The 21,941-nt window shown below is 35.6% G+C and carries 20 protein-coding genes; 19 read left to right on the top strand and 1 reads right to left on the bottom strand.

The window, feature by feature from the left end:
- Positions 1 to 2 precede the first annotated feature (2 nt).
- The 12 genes from GHT08_RS17970 to GHT08_RS17915 all read left to right on the top strand — a co-directional run bounded on the left by GHT08_RS17970 (position 3) and on the right by GHT08_RS17915 (position 15,912).
- Positions 3 to 3,140, top strand: a complete 3,138-nt coding sequence (locus GHT08_RS17970) for an alpha-mannosidase (protein ID WP_163582799.1) — start codon at positions 3 to 5, stop codon at positions 3,138 to 3,140.
- Entirely contained in the window at positions 3,140 to 4,006 is an 867-nt protein-coding gene (locus GHT08_RS17965) for a hypothetical protein (RefSeq protein WP_163582798.1), read from the top strand. Before GHT08_RS17970 ends, GHT08_RS17965 begins: the two co-directional genes overlap by 1 nt.
- A complete protein-coding gene (locus GHT08_RS17960; protein WP_163582835.1) occupies positions 4,006 to 4,980 on the top strand; it encodes a Gfo/Idh/MocA family protein in 975 nt (324 codons plus the stop codon). Before GHT08_RS17965 ends, GHT08_RS17960 begins: the two co-directional genes overlap by 1 nt.
- Positions 4,981 to 5,001: 21 nt before the next feature.
- On the top strand, positions 5,002 to 5,868 hold the full coding sequence (locus GHT08_RS17955) for a sugar phosphate isomerase/epimerase family protein (protein WP_163582797.1): 867 nt from the start codon (positions 5,002 to 5,004) through the stop codon (positions 5,866 to 5,868).
- 11 nt (positions 5,869 to 5,879) lie between these two features.
- Complete coding sequence (locus GHT08_RS17950) at positions 5,880 to 6,944, top strand: Gfo/Idh/MocA family protein (RefSeq protein ID WP_163582796.1); 1,065 nt, start codon at positions 5,880 to 5,882, stop codon at positions 6,942 to 6,944.
- A gap of 20 nt (positions 6,945 to 6,964) precedes the next feature.
- On the top strand, positions 6,965 to 9,499 hold the full coding sequence (locus GHT08_RS17945; RefSeq protein ID WP_163582795.1) for a beta-mannosidase: 2,535 nt from the start codon (positions 6,965 to 6,967) through the stop codon (positions 9,497 to 9,499).
- A 116-nt stretch (positions 9,500 to 9,615) separates the two neighbouring features.
- On the top strand, positions 9,616 to 10,608 hold the full coding sequence (locus tag GHT08_RS17940) for an asparaginase (protein ID WP_163582794.1): 993 nt from the start codon (positions 9,616 to 9,618) through the stop codon (positions 10,606 to 10,608).
- A gap of 133 nt (positions 10,609 to 10,741) precedes the next feature.
- Positions 10,742 to 12,103, top strand: a complete 1,362-nt coding sequence (locus GHT08_RS17935; RefSeq protein ID WP_163582793.1) for a M17 family metallopeptidase — start codon at positions 10,742 to 10,744, stop codon at positions 12,101 to 12,103.
- A gap of 3 nt (positions 12,104 to 12,106) precedes the next feature.
- Positions 12,107 to 12,805 carry a copper homeostasis protein CutC gene (locus GHT08_RS17930; protein WP_163582792.1) on the top strand — a complete coding sequence of 233 codons (699 nt, stop codon included), beginning with the start codon at positions 12,107 to 12,109 and terminating at the stop codon, positions 12,803 to 12,805.
- Positions 12,806 to 13,451: 646 nt separating this feature from the next.
- Positions 13,452 to 14,270: a MerR family transcriptional regulator gene (locus GHT08_RS17925; protein WP_163582791.1), complete on the top strand. Its 819-nt coding sequence runs from the start codon at positions 13,452 to 13,454 to the stop codon at positions 14,268 to 14,270.
- A gap of 100 nt (positions 14,271 to 14,370) precedes the next feature.
- Positions 14,371 to 15,570: an MFS transporter gene (locus tag GHT08_RS17920; RefSeq protein ID WP_163582790.1), complete on the top strand. Its 1,200-nt coding sequence runs from the start codon at positions 14,371 to 14,373 to the stop codon at positions 15,568 to 15,570.
- A 177-nt stretch (positions 15,571 to 15,747) separates the two neighbouring features.
- Positions 15,748 to 15,912 (top strand): hypothetical protein, encoded by a 165-nt coding sequence (locus GHT08_RS17915; RefSeq protein WP_163582789.1) that lies wholly within the window; start codon positions 15,748 to 15,750, stop codon positions 15,910 to 15,912.
- Positions 15,913 to 16,032: 120 nt separating this feature from the next.
- Here the strand turns inward: GHT08_RS17915 and GHT08_RS17910 are convergent, their stop codons facing one another.
- Entirely contained in the window at positions 16,033 to 16,665 is a 633-nt protein-coding gene (locus GHT08_RS17910) for a lysozyme inhibitor LprI family protein (RefSeq protein ID WP_163582788.1), read from the bottom strand.
- A 268-nt stretch (positions 16,666 to 16,933) separates the two neighbouring features.
- Here GHT08_RS17910 and GHT08_RS17905 point away from each other — a divergent pair, with 268 nt between their 5' ends.
- The 7 genes from GHT08_RS17905 (at position 16,934) to GHT08_RS17875 (ending at position 21,734) form a co-directional block, all read left to right on the top strand.
- On the top strand, positions 16,934 to 17,305 hold the full coding sequence (locus GHT08_RS17905; protein ID WP_018931971.1) for a DUF2089 domain-containing protein: 372 nt from the start codon (positions 16,934 to 16,936) through the stop codon (positions 17,303 to 17,305).
- 197 nt (positions 17,306 to 17,502) lie between these two features.
- Complete coding sequence (locus GHT08_RS17900; protein WP_163582787.1) at positions 17,503 to 17,868, top strand: SHOCT-like domain-containing protein; 366 nt, start codon at positions 17,503 to 17,505, stop codon at positions 17,866 to 17,868.
- A 4-nt stretch (positions 17,869 to 17,872) separates the two neighbouring features.
- A complete protein-coding gene (locus GHT08_RS17895) occupies positions 17,873 to 18,127 on the top strand; it encodes a hypothetical protein (protein ID WP_163582786.1) in 255 nt (84 codons plus the stop codon).
- A gap of 656 nt (positions 18,128 to 18,783) precedes the next feature.
- Positions 18,784 to 19,071: a hypothetical protein gene (locus GHT08_RS17890; RefSeq protein WP_163582785.1), complete on the top strand. Its 288-nt coding sequence runs from the start codon at positions 18,784 to 18,786 to the stop codon at positions 19,069 to 19,071.
- Positions 19,071 to 19,523, top strand: coding sequence for a spore coat protein (locus GHT08_RS17885; RefSeq protein WP_163582784.1), 453 nt, complete (start codon positions 19,071 to 19,073; stop codon positions 19,521 to 19,523). The genes GHT08_RS17890 and GHT08_RS17885 overlap by 1 nt, the downstream gene beginning before the upstream one ends.
- A gap of 331 nt (positions 19,524 to 19,854) precedes the next feature.
- On the top strand, positions 19,855 to 21,375 hold the full coding sequence (gene adh, locus GHT08_RS17880) for an aldehyde dehydrogenase (RefSeq protein ID WP_163582783.1): 1,521 nt from the start codon (positions 19,855 to 19,857) through the stop codon (positions 21,373 to 21,375).
- Between the two features lie 23 nt (positions 21,376 to 21,398).
- Complete coding sequence (locus tag GHT08_RS17875; RefSeq protein ID WP_163582782.1) at positions 21,399 to 21,734, top strand: DUF779 domain-containing protein; 336 nt, start codon at positions 21,399 to 21,401, stop codon at positions 21,732 to 21,734.
- Positions 21,735 to 21,941 lie beyond the last annotated feature (207 nt).

Here is a 21,941-nt window from a genome sequence, read left to right as displayed (position 1 = left end):
AAATGCAAAGAATATTTCGGTTAATTCGACAGCTTAGAAACTTTCAGTATGGTGATTTAGTTTCCATTAATAAATGGGATGCACAAATATATAATTATGAAGATCCTGATACATATCATTTCCTGCGTCATAAGGAATTGAAAGTGGGTGATCACCTGATTGATTCGGGTGAGACAGCCTTCTTAAAAGCAAATGTCTCCTTACCACCTAGAGATAAAGACGAGTCTATTGGTATTTTATTTAATACATCTGGCTCTGGTGGACAGTTTTCACATTATGAAGCTTTATTAGTGATCAATGATCAACCATTACAAGGATTCGACCGTAACCGTTCCTTTTATAAATTACCTTTATATTTAATTAATGAGACATCCTTACAGATTAATCTTGAATTATTTAATCCTGTAGGAATTCCTGAAGACAATTTACGCGGATTTAACCAAGTGGCAAACGCAGAGACAAATCCACCACCTATATATCTAGTAACCAGCAAAATAGTGAAAGTACGTAAGGAAGTAGAGTCGCTCTTATATACACTCGAAACAGCAACTCAAACATTAGATTTAATAAAAAAAGAATCGACAGCCGCAAATGTTCTATACGAATCGTTAAATGAAGTTGCTGATGCTTTTCGAATTATAGAAGATATTGACGCAGTTGACGGTTCATTTATTCAACAACAAGAAGAAAAAATCCTCATGACACTAAAGAAATTGTCAGGTTATAGAGAAGGAACGATGAAAGCAATTGGTCAATCCCATATTGATATTGCATGGTTATGGCCATTAAAAGAAACCATTAGAAAAGCTTCTCGTACTTTTTCGACAGCAAGTACACTTTTAGAAGAGTATGAAGAGTTTGAATATGCGCAAAGCCAGCCACAATTATTTGAATACGTGAAAAAATATCATCCAAAGATATTTGAAAGAGTGAAAAAGCTAGTTGTAGAAGGACGTATGGAAATTGTTGGAGGGATGTGGGTAGAACCAGATTTAAATATCCCTTCTGGAGAATCATTAGTGAGGCAATTACTTTTTGGTAAAAATTATTTCGAGAAAGAATTTGGACAAAAACCAAGAGTAGAATGGTTGCCTGATACGTTTGGCTATTGCGCATCATTACCACAAATATTGAAAAAAGCGGAAATAGATTACTTTATGACAACAAAATTAAATTGGAACGACACTAATCGTTTTCCATATGACTTATTTCATTGGGAAGGCATAGACGGAACAAAGATTTTATCTTATTTGCATACTATTTTGGGACAACAAACCACACCAAAAGATATTAAACAAACTTGGGATGATTTCAATCAGAAGAAAGAATATAATGAACGGATGCTCGTCTATGGTTATGGCGATGGTGGTGGCGGTGTAACCCGTGAAATGATTGAATCATTGAAACGCTCAGAAGCATTGCCAGGATTACCTGATGTGAAGTTCAGTAAGGTTCATGACTTCTTTGATCGTGTCAATCACAACAATCCTCATTTACCAAAATGGTATGGCGACCTATATCTCGAATTACATCGTGGAACATATACCACACATGCAAAAACAAAAAAATATAATCGAATGGTTGAGCAGTTGTTTCGAAACATTGAAATCTGGCATTCTTTCGCATACATGTATTTAAATTATTCTTATCCAAAGAAACAAATAAATGAGTTATGGAAGTTAATCTTGTTAAATCAATTCCATGATATCGTACCAGGTACAGCGATTGAACCAGTTTATGAACTTTCACAGGAACAATATGAAAAGGTGCTAACAGAGGGTGAGATGATACGTCAAGATGCAATAAACAACATTGTATCTTCTATTAATACGGAAGGTCCTGGTGCACCGTATGTTTTATTTAATAGTCTAGGATGGAAGCGTGACAGGACTTTCACACTTAGAGGTAATAAAGAGTTGTTAATGAAAGCTGTCGTGGATGAACATGGTAACCCATACAAGACAGACTATATTAAAGTAAATGATAGGGATGTGGAGATTCAAGCACTTATACCAACTATCCCGCAATTTGGTTTTAAAACAGTCTGGTTAAAAGATGTGGAAACAAATTCCCTAGTAGAAACAAGTGATTTTATAAGAGATTGGGAGACTGTAAATTATAACATCACTTTTAATGAAAATGGTTTTATTACTAGATTGTATGACAAAGAAGCAAAAAGAGAAATAATTGAAGAAGGACAAATTGCAAATGAATTTCAATTATTTGAAGATTTACCAACTGATTGGGATGCTTGGGATATTGATCCTAATTTTGCAAATCAGAGAGTAGACAGTATGAAATTAATCGAAGCAAAGGTTAATTATACAGGAACATTGAGTGACCAGCTGACTTTCAAGTGGGAGGTCAATGACTCTGTTATCCACCAACGAATAGTATTCGATCATACATCTAAATTAATTAATTTCCATACAGAGGTAGATTGGAAAGAAAAGCATAAATTATTGAAGGTTGCATTCCCTGTAAATATATTATCATCTCATGCAACATATGAAATTCCTTTTGGAACAATTCAACGTCCGACACACAATAATACGTCTTGGGAACAAGCGCAATTTGAAGTGTGTGGACAGAAATGGGCAGACTTATCTGAAGGTAACTATGGTGTTAGTCTACTAAATGATAGTAAATACGGCTATGACATTAAAGGGCGAACCATGCGTTTATCCCTGTTACGTGCGCCAAAATGGCCTGACGAAACTGCGGATATACAGACACATGAATTTGTTTATTCCTTGTATCCGCATACAGGTGATTGGAGGAGGGCAAATACTGTTCGTAAAGGACATGAAAGAAACACGAAGGATCCAATAGTAAAAGCAGAGACTCATAATGGAATACTTGAATCCGTACATTCATTTGTAGAAATAAAGGGGGAGAGTGTTGTATTAGATACAATTAAATTAGCTGAGAACGGTACAGGATTAATTGTAAGGCTATATGAATCAGAAGGAAATGAGACACCAATTGAGTTGAACATAAAAGATAATGCCGTTTATAAGGAAACGAATTTATTAGAGAAATCTATTGGAACAGGTGCTGATGTAGGTGTCGTAAATAAAAAGTTAAAACCTTATGAGCTGATGACGTTTCATGTCACAGAGAGTGGAGGCAAAGTCTAATGAAAGTAGGTTTAATTGGAAGTGCACAGAATGTAGCTATGCATTTAGAATATTGGTCGACAGTGCCGACAATTGATGTAGAAACAGTTGTAATAGAGTCACAAGAAGACATTTCTCTTTTTCATCTAGTAAACGATATTGACTTAGTTGATTTATGTGTATCGGAAGAGCTAATGGAAGGAGTGTTAGAAAGAATTAATTCGGAGGTTGCTATCTTACTAACAGAGGTGGATAGCAATATAGACAAGTATAAAAATATTGTAAAAGAGAATACCTTATTTCGATTCGCCACTAGTATGATGTGTACTCCTGAATTAACTAGCTTACAAGAACAGATTAAACACAAGCAATTAGGCAGGTTAGGCGTACACTATGTGTCATTAAAGAGTCAGCAATTTCTTCCTGTATACAGATCCTTTTCACATAAAGAATTCAGCTTGCTGCAGTGGATCGTTGCGACATTTGGAGCATTAAAAACATTATATGCTAAAAATATCAATAACCGATATATTACTACCCAAATTCAATTAATGGATGGTAGCTTTATACAATTAGAATTAGCTAGAGGGTTTGGCAAGGGAGAGCTTACCATTGAATTAACAGGAGTGGCGGGAATGCTTTCTTATAGTGAGGAAGATACAACGCCCATTAAATTAACCATGAATAATGGTGAGGAACAAGTATTTCGTCCGCTAGGAAAATCCATCTTACACAGGCAATTACAGGATGCGTATCATTGTTTTGTGCAAGGAGAACAAGTATTTTCTAATGCCGAAGAAATAAACAAGACCATACAGGTAATCGATGCTATAAATCAATCGATTGAACAAGATGAACCAATGACGAACACTGGAGGATGTCAATGATGAAAATAGGGATAATAAGCTTTGCCCATATGCATGCACTTAGCTATGCGAGTGCATTACAAAAGAATAGCCACAGTGAACTTACGTGTATATGGGATAATGACAGGCAACGTGGGCATGAAATGGCCAATAAATATCAAGCAACGTATTATGACGATTTAGATCAAATGTTAGAAACAGATATTGATGCAGTCATAATCTGTTCAGAGAATGTTCATCATAAACAGCATGTAATCTTAGCAGCAAATGCAAAGAAACATATCTTATGTGAGAAGCCAATTGCCACAGAGGTGGAAGATGCTCAGGAAATGATGGCAGCTTGTAAAAACAATGATGTCATTTTGCAAGTCGCCTTCCCTGTTCGATTTGCACCAACTATCCAAGAAATGAAGCAAATTATTAGAGAAAAGAGGATTGGAGATATACTGGCAATTCGTACAACGAATCATGGACAAATGCCTGGAGGCTGGTTTGTCGATCCTACATTGTCAGGTGGAGGATGTGCAACAGACCATATTGTTCATATTGTCGATGTATTACGGTGGATACTACACGACGAAGTAAATGATGTATATGCAGCATTTGATACGAGATTTTATGATATTCCTGTAGAGGATTGTGGGCAAGTAATATTAACATTAGAGTCAGGCGTTGTTGTAACAATTGATCCAAGTTGGTCGCGTCCTAAGACATTTCCGACATGGGGTGATGTTACATTAGAATTTTTTGGTGAAAATGGGTCGCTAAAAGTCGATGCATTGAAACAGCATGTAACTTACTACAATGATATAAATCAGAGAGTTGAAGAAATTGTTTATACAGATGATATGGATGAAGGTTTAATTAATGATTTTATTGATTGTGTACAACAACAAAGAAAACCATTCATAACTGGAGAAGATGGATTAAAGACCTTAGAGGTAGTGAAAGCGTGTTATCGCTCCAATCAATTAAAACAAAAAGTTGCATTATAGAGATCATTAGGAGGTGAAGCGATGATAGTCGGTATGAGTTCTTATAGTTTAGCAAATGCTATTCATTCAGGAGAAATGTCAATTTTAGATGTGATGGATTGGACGAAAGCACAAGGTGGAGATCATATCGAAATTGTACCAATTGGATATACATTAACAGACAATAACCATTTAGTTCAAGACATAATAAAGAAAGCGAATGAACTTGAGTTAGGCCTTTCTAATTATGCAATTGGTGCGGAATTTTTGACTGACAATAATAAAGATTATCAAAGAGAAATAGATCGTGTTAAAAAAGAGGTTGACATTGCAAATGCTTTAGGTGTTAAGAGAATGCGCCATGATGTATCATTCAAGCCACCAACTGAGGCTAGTATCGAACAGTTTGATAGAGATTTGCCAAAAATCGTTGAAGCATGTCAAGAGATAGCAGATTATGCAAAACAATATGAAATTATAACAAGCATTGAAAATCATGGATTTTACATTCAAGGTAGTGATCGCGTCAACCTTATCATAAAGAAAGTGAATCGGTCTAATTTTGGCCTTACATTAGATACTGGTAATTTTCTGTGTGTGGATGAGGATCCGTATTGTGCAATTCAAAAATGTTTAGATAATACAACAATGCTACATGTGAAAGATTTCTATGTACGACAAGATACCACAAATTTCCTTGGTGAGGGGTGGCTTACTTCTATAGGAGGTAAATATCTACGAGGAGCGATCACTGGTCATGGTGATATTGATTTGAGAACAATTTTACAAGTAATAAAGGAAAGTGGCTATGATAGTTATGTGTCAATAGAATTTGAAGGAATGGAAGAATGCAAGAAAGCAAGTAATATTTCGCTACAAAATGTACAGAGTATTTTAAAACAATTATAGGAGTGGTTATGTTGAGCAGAATTAAAGTCGGTGTAATAGGGCTAGGCTCTATTTCAGAAATGCACATACAGGGTTATCTAAGGAATCCAGATGCTGAATTGATTGCAGTTACAGATATGAATGAAGATAGAGCGAGGAAAAAAGCAGAAGAATTGAATATCCCACATTACTATACAGACTATCATGAAATGCTTCGAAATAAAGAAGTGGATGCTGTGAGTATTTGTACATGGAATAATACCCATGCTGAAATTGCTATAGCAGCTTTAGAAGCAGGTAAAAATGTTTTAATTGAAAAACCACTTTGTAGAACAATGGAAGAAGCGCGATCCATTGAAGCATGCGCCAAGAGATATCCTAATCAATTCCTGCAAATTGGTTATGTAAGAAGGTTTGGTACAAATACACAAGTGTTAAAGCGCTTTATTGATAATGGTGAACTAGGAGATATTTATTATTCGAAAGCATCGTGTCTTCGAGTATTAGGGAACCCAGGTGGATGGTTTGCGGATAAAGAGCGTTCAGGTGGAGGACCTTTAATTGACATTGGTGTTCATGTAATTGATCTTTGTTGGTATTTAATGGGCAAGCCTAAAGTCAAATCTGTTAGTGGGAATACGTACCATAAGTTAGGTAACAGATCCAATGTAGAATTTAAATCATTTTACAAAGCTGCAGATTATGATGCAAAACAAAACACTGTTGAGGATTTAGCTAATGCACTCATTCGCTTTGATAACGGGGCATCATTATTGGTCGATGTTAGTTTTTCTTTGTATGCGAAGAAGGAAGAGGTTCGTGTAAGTCTACATGGGAATAAAGGTGGCGCAGAGATTGAACCAGCACTAGAAATATTTACAGAGAAAAACAACATTATGCTAAATAGCACACCACAAATTGATCATCTCACATTCGATTTTGAGAATGGATTTCAGAACGAAATCAATCATTTTATTGCATGTATACAAGGAAAAGAACAAAATATCGCACCTGTTGAAGATGGTGTAGAGATCATGAAGATTTTAACAGGAGTCTACGAATCTAGTAAACAACAAACAGAAATACATTTTGATTAATATAGACGGAGGCAGGTAGTATGTCCACTGTAAGAAAAATTTCATTACCTAATTGGCAGTTTAAAGAAGCAAGTGAAAGTGCATGGAAAAGCGCAACAGTTCCCGGTTGTGTCCATACAGATTTATTAGCACACAACGAGATTCCAGATCCATTTGTAGGAAAGAATGAATTGGATATTCAATGGGTGGATAAAAAAGATTGGGAATATGTATCATACTTCACATTGACTGAATTAGATATGGCGGAGGAAAGGTTAGAACTTATATTTGAAGGGCTTGATACGTATGCAGATATCTATGTAAATAGCAAACAAGTATTATTAACAGACAACATGTTTCGTATGTGGAAGGTGGATATTAAATCATACGTTCAAGAAGGGGAGAATTCGTTACATGTGTACTTTCATTCCCCAATTGCTCATGACCTAAATAAACCTAACGAGTTAGGGTACAATTTACCTGCGGATAATGATCACTCTAAAGATGGAGGAGTTGGTGAGAAGAAGCTAAGTGTCTTTGCTCGTAAAGCTCCTTATCATTATGGCTGGGATTGGGGACCACGATTTGTAACAAGTGGTATTTGGCGAAATGTTTATATCGAGGCGTGGTCTCATGTTTGCATGCAAGATGTGTTTATTGAGCAATCACATGTAACAAAAGAAATAGCAAAATTGAAGGCAAATGTTGAATTAGAAGCATCATTCCCACAAGTAGTTACTATTTCTATCACTGATAACAATGGTTTTATTCATGAAGAGAGGGTCCAAGTAAAGAAAGGGAAACAAACTATTGCAATACCGTTTTCTATTATTAACCCACAGTTATGGTGGAGTAATGGATTAGGAGAACCGTATTTGTATCACTTCTCTATTGATTTATTCCATAATGAGACATTAAAAAGTAGTAGAAAAATAAAGACGGGATTACGTTCTATTCGATTCGTACGTGACCATGATCAAGACGGCCAAAGTTTTCATTTTGAATTAAATGGAGTACCAGTTTTTATGAAAGGTGCAAACCATATTCCAAATGATAGTTTTCTAACAAGAGTTGAAAAGGAAGACTATGAACATGAAATTGCTTCTGCAAAAACTTCACATATGAACATGTTACGTGTATGGGGCGGAGGAATATATGAGCCGAATGTATTTTATGAACTTTGTGACGAATATGGGATACTTGTATGGCAAGATTTTATGTTCGCGTGTAGTATGTATCCAGGCGATAAGGCTTTTTTAGACAACGTAGAGCAAGAAGCAATTGATAATGTAAAACGATTGCGTAATTATGCATGTATCGCATTATGGTGTGGAAATAACGAAATGGATTCTGCTTGGGCGGAATATGTCGAGGATGCTGGATGGGGCTGGAAGCAAAGGTATAACTTAGCTCAACGCAAATCAATTTGGCAAGCATATGATCAACTATTCCATCAACTTTTGCCAGAAGTTATTCGTAAGTATGATACAAATACTGCATATTGGCCAAGTTCTCCATTGCAAGATCTTACTTTTGATCAGGGTCAACATGCTACATTTGCTTCGTTGAAAAAAGGGGACATCCATTATTGGGATGTATGGCACGGTCAAAAACCTTTAAAGGCATATAAAGAAAATGTAGGACGATTTATGAGCGAATATGGATTTCAATCATTTCCAGAAGAAAGTACGGTTCGAAAATATGCAGAAGAAAAAGACTTTACGCTTGAATCTGGAGTCATGTTACATCACCAAAAAAACGGATCGGGAAATCGTCTAATTAAAACATATATGGATATGTATTATAAAGAACCGAAAGATTTCGCTTCCTTTTTACATTTGAGCCAAATCCTTCAAGCAAATGCTATTCGTTCTGCAGTGGAAGCCCATCGAATGGAAATGCCTTATTGTATGGGAACACTTTATTGGCAGATGAATGATTGTTGGCCTGTTGCTTCATGGTCAAGTATGGATTATTACGGAAGATGGAAAGCATTGCAATATGAGATGAAAGATCGCTTTAAACCAACTATTCTCATTGTAGACCAACAAGCGGAACAAGTTATGTGTACGGTAGTTTCAGATCTACAACAGGATCAATTAGCAAATCTTACTTTACAAATCGTATCATGTGAAGGACAGAATGTTTTAGAAGAGAAGGTAAATATTGAAATTCCAAAAAATGCATCCACTAAGATACATTTATTAGATTTAGAAGATAAAAAAGATAGGATTAATAATAGTGTGTTAGTTGCAAAGTTAGAAATAGATGAGTTGATTGTTGATGAAGTAACCCATTTATTTGTTGAACCGAAACAAATGCAATTACAAGATCCTAACATACATGTGGAAATGATAGAAGATGGTATCGAATTATCATGTGATCACTTTGCGATGAATGTTTGGATGGAAACAGAGGAAGAAGGTTATTTCAGTGCTAATAATTTTCATTTAGTTCCTGGTGAGAGAAAGCAGATTTATTTTACCGATTCACATATTCAGAATCAGTATTTTGAAAACAAGCACATACCAAGGGATATATACGTTCAATCCATGTACAACTTTATCACATTCTAATTAATATATTAATAAAGGGTGCGTACTTCCAGTGCATCCTTTATTTCTCTTATATCTATATGTAGGAATAAATGCAAAATATTAGATCTTAAACGTTCCTGAAAGGAAGTGATGTAATGACATCTCCGGTTATTGCAAGAGAATTTAGAAATAACACAATAGAGAATATTCATCAAGGTGCCGTTTGTGTAATTGATCAACATAAACAAATTATCTATCAGAAAGGTGACATACAAAAACCAACTTTTTATCGATCAGCAATGAAACCGCTTCAGTCCATACCGATATTTAAACGTAAATTAGTCGAACAATATCATCTTACTGGAGAAGAGACAGCCCTTTTTACAGCTTCTCAGAGAGGAGAGCTTTATCATGAGGAAGCATTATTAAGCTTAGCAAATAAAATAAGAATTGTGGAAGATAAGCTTATTTGTAATGAGAGCTATCCATTGAATGAAGGGTCGAAAATAGCTTATATAAAATCAAATAAACAAAAACGAGCATTTCTGCATAATTGTGCAGGAAAGCATATGGGATTCTTAGCATATGTAAAAGAGCAGCAATTAGATGAAAACTATTATGATTTAAGTCATCCATTACAACAAGAAATATTGTCAATTGTTGCAACACTTTCTGAGACACCGAAACATGATATAGTGACTGGCATTGATGGATGTGGTGTTCCTGTGTTTGCAGTACCTTTATATAATATGGCCATATCTTATTTGAAATTTGCCTACCCTAGCATGATTAGAGATGAGGAAACAAAAGATGCGGTTAATCAAATTGCTCAGATAATGAATGACTTTCCACACATTATTGCATCACACCGATTTATTTGTACCGCCTTATTAATGGATAGGAACATTGTAGCAAAAGGTGGAGCTCAAGGTGTCTATTGCTTAGCACTTAAGAAAGAGAAGGTTAGTATCGCACTTAAGGTTTATAGTGGTACAGAATTGTTATGGCCATTAATTGTCGCAGAATTATTAACAAAACTCAACTATACTAATACTAAGACTATTGACCGGTTATATGCATTGAGATCTTCTGTAATCTTAAATGATCACGGGAAGGAAGTAGGTCATATTGAATTGGATTTAAACTAGTACGAAATAGACAAGTATAGACCAATTTTGTGATAATCAATCGCTTCTTTTTACAATTTATAGAATTTACGGACATGACATGTATATTATTGAATAGTCACAAACGCAAGTAGTATCACAAGGAGGGAAAGAAATGAATGCTTCTGTCCAATTCATTACTTCCGTGAGACATATAGAGGATATAGCTTTAGAAACGTTCAAGAAGAATCCAATTCAATGTGTGTATCGACATGACGAATATTGCCTTTATGTTTATTTATCGTCATCTGCTAAAACAATAGAATCCATTAAATTCATTGCGGGTGAATTGAGGAAACAAGCTGAAATGCATGATGTTAAGGCATTAGACATTGCGTTTCATACATTACGTGAATTAAATCATTTCTCATTGCATCAATCGATTGCTGCTTTTTTCGAAGGATGGTATTTAGCAAGTTATCGATTCCAAAAATATAAATCAGCACAACAGGATTTAACTATTTCACTGCATTATAACAAGGAATATAAAGAACTAGCATTACAAGCAAAGCTGGTAGCGGATGCAGTATGTGTGGCAAGGGATTTATGTAATGAACCTGCAAATCAATTAACACCATCTAGCTATGTGAACGAAATAGGCAACTTATTCAAGAACACAGATGTGAATGTAACTATACTTGATTATGAACAACTTATAGAGAAAGGATTCAGTGCTACATATGAGGTCGGTAAGGGGAGTCAACAGAAGCCAAAAGTTGTTTTATTAAATTATGAAAATGGAATAAATAAAAAAATGGCACTTATCGGTAAAGGTGTAACCTTTGATTCAGGTGGAATAAATAGTAAGCAAGAGCAAGACATTGTTGATATGAAGATGGATATGGGCGGTTCCGCTGCAGTGATTGGTGCAATTAAATTAATAGCTGACCTTAAATTAAAAGTAACGATACAAGCAATTATTCCATTGGTAGAGAATCGGCCCAGTAGTAACGCGTATCTACCTTCTCATGTAATTACTTATGCAAATGGAACTACAGTAGAAATAGGGAATACAGATGCAGAAGGTCGGTTGATTTTAGCGGATGGTATCATATATGCGCAAGAAATGGGAGCAGAATGGATTGCTGATATTGCAACATTAACTGGTTCCATTGGTCACGCATTAGGATTAAAAAGAGCAGGTATTTATAGTAATCAATTAGAAACTATTGATTACTATAATGAAATAAGCGAGATTACTGGTGATTTTGTTTGGCCAATGCCGATTGTGGAGGAATATCAAGATTTACTAAACAGTGACATAGCAGACATTAAAAATATAGCATCATCGCCATATGGTGGTTCCATTACAGCAGCATTATTTCTTCAATCATTTCTTAAGAAAACAAGTAAATGGTATCACATCGACATGGCAAATGTTGTGAAATCATATAAAGAAGACGGTTATTATGTAAGTGGAGCAAGCGGCTTTGGTGTTCGATTATTAACAGAACTAATCAAAAGAGAAAGGGACTAGTATATGTTAGAAGCGATTGTACAAAATGTAGAGGATGCAATAAAAGCAGAAAAAGCAGGAATTGATAGGTTAGAGCTTGTTTCATCAATTGAAAGAGATGGATTGACACCATCAACCGACATAACGAAACAAATTTTAGAACACGTAACGATTCCTGTACAGGTAATGATCCGCCCACATGATAGGGGGTTTTGTTATAGTCACCGAGATTTAAAGACTATTTTAGAGTCTATCGAAGAAATGATGTCTATCGGTGCAAGCCGATTTGTATTAGGCGGATTAAAGGAAGACTTTACAATTGATCAAATATTAATAGAAAAAGTGATTGTCACATATCCATCGATCAACATTACGTTTCACCGTGCAATTGATTACTCATCTGATTTAAGGCAATCTTATGAAATATTGTCCATGTATAAAAGTCATATTAAGATGATTTTGACATCAGGTGGAGCGCCTAATTGTGAGGAAGGAATAGATGCATTGCGCGAATTAGTACGATTATCAGAAGAAATCAATGGTCCAATTATTATGCCAGGAGCGGGTATAACACCAACTAATTTTGCGCACATTCATAAAAAAGTACATGCAAGTGAGTATCATTTCGGCAAAGGTGTACGATTAAATCAATCGTTTGATTGTGAGTTTGATGTGGGTCGTATACTGGAATTAAAAAAAGCACTTAATAATAAAGAAGTGTAAACTAATGTACTATCAATAATGTTTATCTTGTGCCGAAAGGAAATTGCTAGTGCTGATTATGAAATAAAAAGAATGTGCCCCTCATTGGTCGTACTATTTAGTTCTGGTACCTACTTAATAGCATTGCCGCTGCTTAATAGAAAATAAACCTCCTCTATTTACCCTGAAATGTAGTAGGTGAGGTCTATCCATAGCTCCCTCTTGGGGAAACTGGTGACGCCATTACATATGGAATCTACTGTGTATGCGAAGGAGACGATTAAACAGTGAAGAAGTGAGATAGCCCGGATGATTGCAGGGGGATCGGCCCCATGTTGCAGGTTTACCGAATAATCGATTCAACGTCTTAATAAGTGATCGGAAACCGTTCAGCAGAAAACATCTTTAGTTGGCCATAAACACAAGTTAATAAATGCAGAAAAGCTCCAAACAGATGGTATAGCTGATTAGGGGTTTTAATTTATGTTGTTAGGTATAAAGCAATTATTAATGGCTCTATATATGCGGTAAATTTTTTATAGTTTATATTTCATGACCTACAAAAGATAACCCATATAGGATAATGGTTGGCTTTCAGCTTTGGCTACTTAAATAGTAAAATCGGTTATCATAGTCTTAATAAGGATAAAAGAGAAAGGAAATCACAATGAAAAATTTATTTTCAATAGGAGAAATGGCGAAACTTCATAACACCACTATGAAAACGCTAAGGTATTATGACCAGATTGGTTTACTGGAACCTGTTCAAATTGATGTGAATAATGGCTATAGATATTATTCAACTGAACAATTTGAGCAATTAAATACTATTCAATATTTAAAAGGATTAGGTTTTTCTTTAAAGGATATAAAAAGCCATTTAGATCATAGAGATATAGATGATTTCGTGAATTTATTAGAAACGCAAAAGCGTCTAACAGAGAATAAAATCAAAGAGTTAGAGCGGGTTAACCGCAAATTTGAGAATCGAATAAAGGATATAAAATTGGCTCAAGGAATAGGGGAATTGGGAGTCGTACGAATAGTCGAAATGGAAGAGCGGAACGTAATAAGGTTAATTGAAAATATTGGTTCAGAACCAGAGGTGGAACTTTCTTTGAGACAATTAGAGAATCTAGCGAATATGAATTCCTCTATATTTATTGGTGGTGTTGGATTTACGGTTAGGATTAAAAATCTTGAGGACAAAAAATTCGATGAATATAATTCTATTTTCATTATCATCGAAGAAGAAGATATAGATAGCCCTTTAGTTACATCTTTTCCAAAGGGAAAATATGCCTCTATTTATTATAAGGGAGATCATACTGGATCTGCTCCATATTATAAGAAATTACTTCATTACATCGAAGAGAACGGTTATCAAATAGTAGGAGATGCTATAGAGAGGACCATCATTGACCACTATATCTCCAAAAATAAAGAAGATTACCTTACAGAAATACAAATTCCCATTAACTATTGACCTTCCCCTTACGGGAAGGTTTATTATTTTTGTTGCTAATTGAAAAGAAGACTTCTTTTTTTGATTACAACAAAATAATAAAATAGAGGTGTGAGAAAGTATGACTCATGTTAATAATAAGATGTGGTCACTGTCGTTCATTTTTGTAGTAATTTCCAATGCTTTAGTATTTATGATTTTTGAAATGCTATTACCTACGCTTCCTTTATTTGTAACAGCTATAGGAGGAGAAGCGAGCCAAGTTGGTTTAGTAACAGGTGTTTTTATGTTATCTGCTATTTTTATTCGTCCATTTGCTGGGATCCTAGCAACGAAATTTGATAAAAAACTGCTTTTAATTTTAGGTACATTAATCATAGCCCTGTCTACAGGAGCCTATTATTTATCAACTAATATCACCATGTTATTACTATTTCGACTCATTCACGGAGCTGGATTTGGGTTAGCCACTACTTACTTTACTACCGTTGCAGCTGAAATCATTCCTAGTGATCGACGAGGTGAGGGGATTGGTTACTTCGGGGCTGGGGAAACAATAGCGATCTCTGTAGGTCCGATGATTGGAATGATGACATTAGAATTATATGACTTCCAGCGATTATTCCTTGGAGGAATGGCTATTATGTTACTAGCTGTTATCATGGCAGTTTTTATAAAAAGAGGACCTAATAGCAAAGAGTTAGATAAAAGAGAAAATATAAAATTTAAACTATGGGAGAAGAAAGTGCTGTTTCCAGCAATGCTCGTATTTTTAATTGGTATTGCAGCGGGAGGAATTATGTCTTTCTTTTCTTTGTATGCGATAGAAAAGAATTTTGATAAAGTAGGTTTGTTTTTCTTATTAATCGCAGCAGCTAGTCTCGTCATTCGACTAATATCAGGAAGGCTATTTGATATTTATGGACCGTCGGTTATTCTTATACCTGGATCAATTCTCTCTATTATAGGGTTGATTCTACTTTATGTAGCAGTTAGTGATAGCACCTTCTTCATAGCAGCTATCTTTTATGGATTTGGATTTGGTTCTATCTTCCCAGCTATTCAAACATGGTGTATGAACTTGGTAGACGAACACGAACATGAAAGTGCGATGGCTTCCTTCTTTAACTTCTTTGATTTAGGTATTGGGGGAGGCTCCTTTGTATTAGGATTATTGGCTACTGTTAGCTCTTATCAAGCAGTATATGGTGTAGCAACCATTGTGTATGGTATATTTCTCCTGATCTATGTTCTTTCAATTGTTATAAAAGGGCAATCAGATAAGAATAGTGGGGAAAGTGACCAAGTTAGTAGCTTTTAACACAACGAGCTTGTTCTTAGCTGTTAAAAAACGGTTATCTTTTGAAAGACCGCTTTATAAAACATATTTCAATAAAAGAGACGACTTTTCATTCCTTGGATGAAAGTCGTCTCTTTTCCGTGGTTGACCTTTAATTGGAATGGCGAAGGATAAAACGAATTACCAAGAAAGGAGGTGATGTCACCAGAGCAAGGGTTATATTTTCACCTTACAATTCGTTTAAAAATAAAGACGAATAAGATAACTACTACAGAACAACCAAATATTCCTGCAGCTAACATTCCTATCCCAATTCCGTACCATGCATTAATCGTCATAGCTACTAAAATACTTGCAAACTAGGCCAATAATAATTAAAAAGAGCTTGTTCCGTTTCAAAAATGTTATGCTCCCTTTCGTATTTAGATGGCAATCCCATGCTTAGATTATGGAACTATGAAAATATTCTATGTTCACCAATAGCTAGTTTATATATACTTCCACTAACTCATAACATCTTTCTTTTGTTTCGTTTGCAAGAACTGTTACATACTCTAATTGTTCCATTGTACCACCTTCATATTCTAGTGATGCTTCTTTTGCCGTTTCATCTCTATGTGTGATCCAGTCCCGTTGCTCTTCTCTCAATTTGCTCATCTCTTCAGCAGATAATTGCGCTTCTAAAACACCATAGATCTCGTTTAATAAATCATCCCATGCCTCATATTGATTATGAGCTACATCCTTTAAAGCATATGTAGAACTGTCTTTTGCTTCCATATTTTCCGTTTTTTCATTTGTCTCGTTCAATTTGTTCAAGTACGTTTCTTTTTGATTGGTAGTTGTATCATTAGCTGTTGTTTCTTCCTTTTCTTCTGGTAGTTGATCCGAAGTCTTTTCTGTTTCCTCGTTAGTATTCATCTCCTCCTTATTCGAGACGGTTTCTGTTGCATCTTCCTCACTAGAGTCATGGATTTCTTCATCTGAAGTATGATCGGGTGATTGGTTGTTCCCATCATTATCCGATTTGGCAGATGAATTTTCGCATGCTGCTAGCAGTATAATAAATACAAAAATAAATATAGTTAATAAAGCTTTACTATTCTCTTTTCTCATCAAAGAATTTCCCCCTCTATAAAGTTTTATTTATCTATGTTAACATAATTTCCCTGTTACGTTACATAAATAATATCGTTTGTTATAGCTGCTCATTCCTCAATACCTTAAATTATCCAAGTAATAACCTATTCCATCCAAATTCCCCTTGAAAATAAATAAATTCAATTTTTATATTGATTAAATTAATATTAAAATTAAATATATTAATTTATTAATTGATTTTTTATAAGTGTAATCGTATACTTAATGTAAAGGAGGTGAAAAAGTGGGATTACCAGTTATTACAGCTTGCCCAGTTTGTGGGGAGGGGTTAAATGTAACGAAACTAACGTGTGGACATTGTCATACAACTATTGAAAACACCTTTGAGTTTCCAAAGTTACTTTCATTAAAGAAAGAACAGTTGGAGTTTATCGAGACTTTTATTTTGTGCCGCGGAAGCATTAAAGAAGTTGAGAAAGTTCTCGATATTTCTTATCCGACTGTACGAAATAAGTTGGAAGAAATCATTTCTGAATTGGGCGATCCGTATAAGGTGAAGCAGGCAAAAGAAGATGAGAAGAAGGATGTTATTGATAGGTTAAGCAATGGAGAACTAAGTGCAGAAGAAGCCATTAAGCTGTTAAAGAAAAAATAAAAAAACCTTCACTCCAAAAAGTGAAGGCAAGAAAAAATATTCGTATTTGTATTTTAACAAAAAGAAAAATGATTTGTCGAGAGGTAAAAAAAGCATAATTAATTAGTAATGATGACGACGAAAGACGAGATCCTTCTTTTAGATGATGTTTTTGAATGGGTAGACCAAAACAAAAAATTAAATAAGGAGTGGACAAATTGGAAAACGAAATTATGAAAGTGTTGGAACTTGTTCAAGAAGGTAAGTTGAGTAATAGTGAGGCAGCAGAGATTATATCAACGTTAAAAGAAGAAGCAGCCCCATCTGCAGTAGGGAGCGACAGTTACATGTCTAAAAGCTTAAAAATCATCGTGGATTCTGATGGTGATAAAGTTAATGTTAATTTACCATTAAAATTAGTGAAATCGTTACATGGTGCGATTGAAAATATTCCCGCTGTCCAAGAGCATTTAGGTGGAGCCGATATCAACTTAATTCTGGATGCCATCTCAAATAATGTGGAGGGACCTATTGTGGATGTGGATAGTGCAAATGGTGAAATAGTAAAAATAGTGATTGAGTGAAGCCATGAAAATAAAAGTTGTTACAAATGAGTTGAAGTTCCCAATACGTATCTTCTTCCCTAATAGTCTTTTGAGGATATTCGTCTCAAAACGCGTTTTAAAAAAGTTACTAAAACGTGTAGATAATGCAGAAGAGATTATTAACCAGATGGATTTCAAAGCGCTAAAACAAGTGTATAAAACGTGCAAAGAATTGAAAGGAACAGAACTTGTCAATGTGAAAGCGAAAGATGGAACAGAAGTGAAAATTACGCTATAGATATTTGCGCAATGGACACTCCTATCCAAATGTAAGTCCTTATCACCAAAAAAGGTGATAAGGACTAATTAAACCCTAAAATGGCTGTTTGACTAGCTATGTCCCTGCTTCCGTATAGAGTATCGTCACATTACAGGTGTCAAAGTGTACTCTTCCAAATAGCTTGCCAACCCCCACTCATAGTAAGCTTTTTGTATCGCCCTTTTATCTTCTTTGGTTATGCCGAAATTTTAATTACTCTCTTGGGCACCAAAACCAGCACTTATACTGCCTCATTATTTATCCCTGCTTATTAAATTCGTTGATCGCTACACCCTCAAAAGGACTATAATAAAAGTGTTGAAGGCGTTCTGTGTCTCACTCCTTTTTTGCATTCCTAAGCTGTAGCGATTGTTGTGAGATAATCTATGTAGCGCTTTAAGTATTTTCTATATCCCCTTTCCATTAATCGGTAGCACAGCAATTTCAAAATGATTAGTCTATTCGTGCCAACCTTTCAATGATAGGCTTTTTCTATTGGACATTCTGTACCATAGTAGAGACATATATATTAAGACATCTACCTTTTTTAAAGTAGATTAGGAACAAGTCCAATCTGTTAGTATCGTTATCAATATATTAATAGTGACAGGTACTGAAGGGAGGGGGAGAAGAAGTTGAAAGAAATGAACCAAGAATTAAAAGAGTTATCAAAGAGCATAGCAGGAGTGACTGTTGCAAGTGTGCTAAATAAACACAAAATAACCAATGAGGAATCTATCACAAACGAATTGTCAGAGGAACAAAAACAAGAATTAAGAAATATTGCTGAAAATCTAGAATCACTAGTAGGCGATTTTACTGCTAAAAACAAACCAGAGAATGTAAAAAAAGAATTAGACTCCGTAGAAAGTCCAATACGACAATTAATGAAAAAAGTGAATAAAAAGGAGAGTGGTGAATAATGAGTAAAAAAAGAAGACGGAAAGTGCTCGAAGAATTTTATGGCTGTCGTTCCAATAGCAATAACAGTAGGAACAGTAATGCGGCTATTCAAAATAATGCGACTCAGGATGCTGACATTTTTCAAGGATCCTTTGAAGTAATCGAAGTAAGAGATTCTTGTGGTGTGGATGTTACAACTACTGATACGCAAATAGCTGTTTCTCTTCAAGCAGCCCTCCAGGTTGCAATTGCGCTTGTTGTTAACATTACGATAGCAGATAGCAATCGAGCAGAGCTAGTTACACAGGAGTTGCTCCAACGCGCAGAAATTGACCAAGTGAATAGACAAAGAATCTTAATAGAAGGGTCAGAGAATGTAAGTGTAACCACTACTGACACGGATGTAGCCATTTCTTTACAAGTCCTAGTGCAAATTCTGTTAGCATTACTCATACAGCTTGATATTTTTTAAGCCCCTATAGATAAACTGACACTCCTCTTATCGCCAACTCTATGAAGAGTTGGCTCTTTCCATAATTCATTCTCACAATATTTCGTAAGTATTTAATTGCAATAGTTAAAGATGTACCTTTGATAAACACTCCCGATAATATGAGGAAGCGATAAATAAATTTTTGTAAAAAACGTGAATATTATTGGATGAATATAGTAATAGATTTCTTCAAAATTAACCTCTTCTAACGTTAGTCATATTTCCCCTCATCAATCAATATATTGTAAATAGGTGTTGTCCAAATGGATGAACCTACTTTAAGTATTGTTAAAAATGGGGAGGAATAAGTATGAAATATGAAACACCAAACCAACCAGGTTCCGTAGTGAACTTCAAAGAAAAATACGACAACTATATTGGCGGTGAGTGGACTCCGCCAGTAAAAGGACAATATTTTGAAAACGTGACACCTGTAACAGGTGAAGTATTTTGTGAAATAGCTCGTTCTACTGCTGAGGATGTAGAGCTGGCACTAGATGCGGCCCACGAGGCTGCACCAACGTGGGGGAAAACATCTCCAGCAGAGCGCGCGAATATGTTAAATAAAATAGCGGATCGCATAGAAGAAAACTTGGAAATGCTAGCTGTCGCAGAATCTTGGGATAATGGAAAAGCGGTACGAGAAACGTTAGCTGCAGATTTACCATTAGCTGTTGACCATTTCCGATATTTTGCAGCAACGATACGAGCACAAGAAGGATCGATTAGTCAACTTGATGAGGATACAGTCGCTTATCACTTCCATGAACCACTTGGTGTTGTTGGACAAATCATTCCTTGGAACTTCCCAATATTAATGGCAACATGGAAACTTGCCCCAGCCCTAGCTGCAGGAAATACGGTTGTTATTAAGCCTGCAGAGCAAACGCCAGCATCGATTCATGTCTTGCTAGAACTAATTCATGATTTACTTCCACCAGGGGTACTCAACGTTGTAAATGGATTTGGTTTAGAAGCGGGTAAACCGTTAGCTTCAAGCAGTCGTATTGCCAAAATAGCCTTTACTGGTGAAACCACAACAGGGCGTCTCATTATGCAATATGCCTCTGAGAATATTATTCCAGTCACATTAGAGCTAGGAGGGAAATCGCCAAATATTTTCTTTAAAGATGTCATGTCCTATGACGATGACTTTTTAGATAAAGCCATTGAAGGTATGGTAATGTTTGCTTTAAATCAAGGAGAAGTTTGTACCTGTCCGTCTCGTGCGTTAATACATGAAGATATTTATGATGCGTTTATCGAGCGAGCTGTAGAACGTGTGAAAGCAATTAAAATTGGTCATCCATTAGACACGGAAACGATGATGGGTGCTCAAGCATCTACAGAACAGATGGAAAAGATTTCGTCTTACTTAGATATCGGCAAGCAAGAGGGAGCAGAGGTGCTGGTTGGTGGTGAACGAAATCAATTAGCAGGAGAGCTCTCCAAAGGCTTCTACGTCAAGCCAACTATTTTCAAGGGTCATAATAAGATGAGAATTTTCCAAGAAGAAATATTTGGTCCGGTCCTTGCTGTTTCCACATTTAAAGATGATGAAGAAGTATTGGATATTGCAAATGACACGTTATATGGATTAGGTGCAGGTGTTTGGACAAGAGATTTCCATAAGGCATACAGGTTCGGCCGAAGTATTCAGGCGGGGCGTGTATGGACGAATACGTATCATGATTACCCTGCCCACGCTGCTTTTGGTGGTTATAAAAAATCAGGAATCGGAAGAGAAAATCATCTGATGATGTTATCTCATTATCAACAAACGAAGAACTTGCTCGTAAGTTATAGTAAGACACCAAAAGGATTTTTCTAATTCTAAAAAAAGGAGGCGGGTGCATGGTACAACAAGAAAAAGTCTTAGCAACAGATGAGGCAATGGCGTTAATGGATCTGCTACAAGCGAAGCATGGACCATTAATGTTCCATCAGTCTGGTGGTTGCTGTGATGGAAGCTCGCCGATGTGCTATCCAAGAGGAGAATTTCGAGTAGGAGACTCCGATATTTTATTAGGTTATGTATATGATAACCCTTTCTATATGTCGAAAGATCAATACGAATACTGGAAGCATACCCAACTGATTATTGATGTAGTGGAAGGTAGAGGGGGTATGTTTTCTCTGGAAAATCCAGAAGGGAAGCGGTTTTTGATTCGGTCGCGGGTATTTGAGTGACATATTGAGGTATAGGTATAAAAAAACGAAGCTTGAACAGGGCTTCGTTTTTGATGTTAATAATCATTTCAGGGTTGGCTAATAAGGAAGATTACTTTACGTTAGTCATTATGTTAATCAATAATCAAACAATCAACACTTGACATTCGAATGTGCTCTCCAAATTCAGTTTCTCCACTTTATCAGCAATAGGCGAGAAGACTCCCA

This window comes from Gracilibacillus saliphilus (assembly GCF_010994085.1).
Taxonomy (GTDB): Bacteria; Bacillota; Bacilli; order Bacillales; family Amphibacillaceae; genus Gracilibacillus; species Gracilibacillus lacisalsi.
The sequence above is the reverse complement of the archived record's forward strand: the minus strand, read 5'-3'. Positions and strand labels throughout refer to the sequence as shown.

Excerpts from the sequence above, each read along its gene's own strand:
- GHT08_RS17935 (WP_163582793.1), top strand. The coding sequence starts at position 10,742 with ATGAATGCTTCTGTCCAATTCATTACTTCCGTGAGACATATAGAGGAT.
- GHT08_RS17940 (WP_163582794.1), top strand. The coding sequence starts at position 9,616 with ATGACATCTCCGGTTATTGCAAGAGAATTTAGAAATAACACAATAGAG.
- GHT08_RS17875 (WP_163582782.1), top strand. The coding sequence starts at position 21,399 with ATGGTACAACAAGAAAAAGTCTTAGCAACAGATGAGGCAATGGCGTTA.
- GHT08_RS17920 (WP_163582790.1), top strand. The coding sequence starts at position 14,371 with ATGACTCATGTTAATAATAAGATGTGGTCACTGTCGTTCATTTTTGTA.
- GHT08_RS17925 (WP_163582791.1), top strand. The coding sequence starts at position 13,452 with ATGAAAAATTTATTTTCAATAGGAGAAATGGCGAAACTTCATAACACC.
- GHT08_RS17895 (WP_163582786.1), top strand. The coding sequence starts at position 17,873 with ATGAAAATAAAAGTTGTTACAAATGAGTTGAAGTTCCCAATACGTATC.
- GHT08_RS17945 (WP_163582795.1), top strand. The coding sequence starts at position 6,965 with ATGTCCACTGTAAGAAAAATTTCATTACCTAATTGGCAGTTTAAAGAA.
- GHT08_RS17955 (WP_163582797.1), top strand. The coding sequence starts at position 5,002 with ATGATAGTCGGTATGAGTTCTTATAGTTTAGCAAATGCTATTCATTCA.
- GHT08_RS17970 (WP_163582799.1), top strand. The coding sequence starts at position 3 with ATGCAAAGAATATTTCGGTTAATTCGACAGCTTAGAAACTTTCAGTAT.
- GHT08_RS17960 (WP_163582835.1), top strand. The coding sequence starts at position 4,006 with ATGAAAATAGGGATAATAAGCTTTGCCCATATGCATGCACTTAGCTAT.
- GHT08_RS17930 (WP_163582792.1), top strand. The coding sequence starts at position 12,107 with ATGTTAGAAGCGATTGTACAAAATGTAGAGGATGCAATAAAAGCAGAA.
- adh (WP_163582783.1), top strand. The coding sequence starts at position 19,855 with ATGAAATATGAAACACCAAACCAACCAGGTTCCGTAGTGAACTTCAAA.
- GHT08_RS17965 (WP_163582798.1), top strand. The coding sequence starts at position 3,140 with ATGAAAGTAGGTTTAATTGGAAGTGCACAGAATGTAGCTATGCATTTA.
- GHT08_RS17910 (WP_163582788.1), bottom strand. The coding sequence starts at position 16,665 with ATGAGAAAAGAGAATAGTAAAGCTTTATTAACTATATTTATTTTTGTA.
- GHT08_RS17885 (WP_163582784.1), top strand. The coding sequence starts at position 19,071 with ATGAGTAAAAAAAGAAGACGGAAAGTGCTCGAAGAATTTTATGGCTGT.
- GHT08_RS17915 (WP_163582789.1), top strand. The coding sequence starts at position 15,748 with ATGTCACCAGAGCAAGGGTTATATTTTCACCTTACAATTCGTTTAAAA.